The organism is Moorena sp. SIO3I6 (genome assembly GCF_010672095.1).
Window position 1 is genome coordinate 1 of the sequence record NZ_JAAHHU010000492.1, and the last position, 3,154, is coordinate 3,154.

Genomic DNA, 3,154 nt, shown 5'->3' on the forward strand with positions numbered 1-3,154 from the left:
CTAACGGGCAAGATGCCCGTTCCACCGGAAAATTCTAACGGGCAAGATGCCCGTTCCACCGGAAAATTCTAACGGGCAAGATGCCCGTTCCACCGGAAAATTCTAACGGGCAAGATGCCCGTTCCACGCAGTAATGATGCCCGTTCCAGGCACTAATGGGGTGTGGGCTAGCTTTAGCATGCATGCCTATTCCCTATTCCCTATTCCCTATTCCCTACACCCTAAACCCTACACCCTACACCCTACTCCCTACTCCCTACTCCCTACTCCCTCCTCCTCACAACCAATTTCCCAGCAAAATAAAAGCCGACCAGTAAATGGGGTGATTAAATGCCTCGCTCTGCAACAGCTCCTGTTGAGCTTGACGCAGAGCTTCTGCCTTGGTAACCTGGCCTGTGGCTAAGCTCTGATAGAAGCGAGTCATTAACTCTGTAGTGGCTAGATCGTTCACAGTCCAGAGACTGGCAATGGTACTGCGTGCCCCCCCACGCACGGCGATACCAGCCAATCCCAAAGCCGCTCGGGAGTCTCCTGCCGCTGTCTCACAAGCACTGAGGACGAGTAATTCAATGGGATTTTCTTGCTTTTGATCCGCTGAGATCAGAGTATTTAACTCATTGAGATTAATCACGTCATCCCAGGTCAGGAGAAAGGTTTCTTCAGCGACTGAACTAAATACACCATGAGTGGCCAGATGAACGATTTCGTAACTAGAGGTATTAACTTCTGTATTGAAGTTGGATTCAGTAAAGAACTCATTGAGTAAAATCAATGAAGGAATTTGACCCTTGATATTCTCTAATTCCACTTTCACCCCAGGAAGTGATCCTAATTTGGGACGATGGGGACGAACTTCCGTCACTCCAGCAGTGAGAACCGAAACATTTTGTCTGACTAAAGCTTTAGAGTCGATTAATTGTAAACTAGGTGCTACGGCAATATTATAGTTCTCAATTAAATGGTCTTCTCCGTCATAAAGCACCGACATGGGAAGATTGCGCAAAGCCCCATCTGGTATAAATACTAGGGTGAAGATATTACTCTTGGCTAATTCTGCTTGAATCGGACCGATTAACCAGTCGTGTATTGTTTGTAAGTTGTCCTTTCTCAGAACTCGCCAAGGACTAATAATATTTTCTTTTACCGAAGCCAGTAGTTTTTCTATTTCTGTTTTGGGTAAGTTCGTAGTAATCTGGCGCAGGGGTTGTCCCGGCAAGGTGACAATTACTTCCAGGCGGTCTGGCAAGATAATGGTATAGAAGATAGCAGCGTTAGGATCTATTTCGTCGATATTAACGGGTTTAGCATCTAGACAGGCATCCCGAAAAAAGTTGTCTAGTTCTGCTAGTTGTAGGGATTCAATCACATCTCGTGCTTGTTTGAGGTTTTCTTGAGATGCATTGGGTTCGAGCAGTAGTCCTACTAATTCTCGGTAGACTGGTTCGACGCTTTCTCGAAACTCAAACTGAAGATCGCTACTAATGGCGACTAGGTCGCTACGGATAGATTTGAGGGTTTGCAAGGATTGAGAATAAGCCGCGATCGCGGAGCGTGACCTTCGGTCAATCGCGTTTTTTTTATCTTTTTTTTGGTTGAGGATTCTGCCTAGTTGCCATTGCCATTGATAGGCTAAATCGGGAGCCTGGATTTCTTGGGCAATAACTAAGGCTTTTTCGGTTAAGTCTTGGGCTTCATCAAGACGTGATTGCTTTTCGTATAAGGTTCCCAAGTTACCAATGGCTTCAGCTTCCCCTCGTTTATCTCCTAATTTTCTAGCCAGCTTAATAGCATCGGCGAGATAAGTAGCTAGGGATTTGGGAGTTTTTAGTTGTGTTTTTTCAGATTTTAATAGGGTTTTAGCTAGATTAATTCTAGCATTGATAGCGATTTGACTGGGAGGTAATTTAGTTAAGGTATTGTCGATAGCTGGCAATAACTTTCTGGCTTGTGACCACTCTTTTTTAGTTATCACTATACTCAGTTGATTTAATTGCCCTTGAATTTTACTATCCGGTAAGGGAGATTCCTTGACAACTCGTTGATAGAACTCTATTGCCTCTTCTGTCTTTCTTTGTAATCTAGCTGTATCCCCCAAACTGAGCAGAATATCAGCAATTAAGGTTTGATTTTGGAAGTTTTCCGCTATGGCTAAACTTTGTTGTAAAATTGCTTGAGAGTCTTTGAATTTACCGACTTGGCGCAGCACATCACCTAGGTAGTGGAGGGCAGTACTTTTGAGTTTGCTATCGGGTTGGTTTTGGAGGGTTTCTGTGATTTCAGTTAAGGTTTTACTGGCTTGATTATACAACCCTAATACTCGGTAGGCTTGCACTTGGTAAATTTGACTTTCTGTTAATCTAGTTAAGTCTCCAAGCTCTTGGTAAATAGCACTAGTTTGCTGCCAAGTCGATAAGGCTTTTTCCCCTTGACCTAGTGATAAGTATACTTGTCCTTGGACTGACAGAATTTGGGCTTGTAATTGTTGACGATCTTTGGTATGATCAAGATATGATAGTTTGGTTAAACTCTGGGATAGGGTTTGTTTAGCTTGGTCTAGGTCTCCCAAGGTTTGATAAACTAACGCTAGATTTACCAAAGCGTTAATCTCACCAATAAGGTCCCCACTATCGCTGTAGTTACTAATAATTTGCTCCAACAATGGTATCGCCTCTTGGTATTGACCTGTTTCATAGAGGTGTTGGGCTTTTTGGTCTAGGGAATCGGGAATCGGGAATTGGGAATTGGGAATCGGGAATCGGGAATTGGGAATCGGGAATCGGGAATCGGGAATCGGGAATCGGGAATCGGGAATCGGGAATCGGGAATTGGTTGTGATTGCTGGAGAATTTGATAAGGCTTTCCCGGATGGTAGGAAGCAGGTTAATGCGATTGCAATTAGAAATGATAGTTTTTTCATAATAATTAAGGGAATCGGGAGTAGGGAATCGGGAATCGGGAGTAGGGAATCGGGAGTAGGGAATCGGGAATCGGGAATCGGGAATCGGGAATTGGGAATCGGGAATTGGGAATCGGGAATCGGGAGTAGGGAATCGGGAATTGGGAATCGGTAAAAATCCTGGTAGTGGTATACAATTCTTGACTTTAGCTCCCGAAACCTTAACCAGACCAACGCCTACATCACTACATCTTTACC

Annotated in this window: 4 protein-coding genes; 1 reads left to right on the forward strand and 3 read right to left on the reverse strand. The window is 44.1% G+C overall.

All coding sequences use genetic code 11. The features are described 5' to 3' along the window. Positions 1 to 34: 34 nt before the first annotated feature. Positions 35 to 184: a hypothetical protein gene (locus F6K49_RS38460; RefSeq protein ID WP_293105646.1), complete on the reverse strand. Its 150-nt coding sequence runs from the start codon at positions 182 to 184 to the stop codon at positions 35 to 37. Between F6K49_RS38460 and F6K49_RS38465 the strand changes: the two genes are divergently transcribed. Beyond that, a complete protein-coding gene (locus F6K49_RS38465; RefSeq protein WP_293105650.1) occupies positions 183 to 317 on the forward strand; it encodes a hypothetical protein in 135 nt (44 codons plus the stop codon). The two genes, F6K49_RS38460 and F6K49_RS38465, sit on opposite strands and share 2 nt — an antisense overlap. Here the strand turns inward: F6K49_RS38465 and F6K49_RS38470 are convergent. Both F6K49_RS38470 and F6K49_RS38475 read right to left on the reverse strand, forming a co-directional pair. Then, complete coding sequence (locus F6K49_RS38470) at positions 278 to 2,917, reverse strand: CHAT domain-containing protein (protein ID WP_293105655.1); 2,640 nt, start codon at positions 2,915 to 2,917, stop codon at positions 278 to 280. The two genes, F6K49_RS38465 and F6K49_RS38470, sit on opposite strands and share 40 nt — an antisense overlap. A 5-nt stretch (positions 2,918 to 2,922) precedes the next feature. Then, on the reverse strand, positions 2,923 to 3,093 hold the full coding sequence (locus tag F6K49_RS38475) for a hypothetical protein (protein WP_293053617.1): 171 nt from the start codon (positions 3,091 to 3,093) through the stop codon (positions 2,923 to 2,925). Between the last annotated feature and the right edge of the window lie 61 nt (positions 3,094 to 3,154).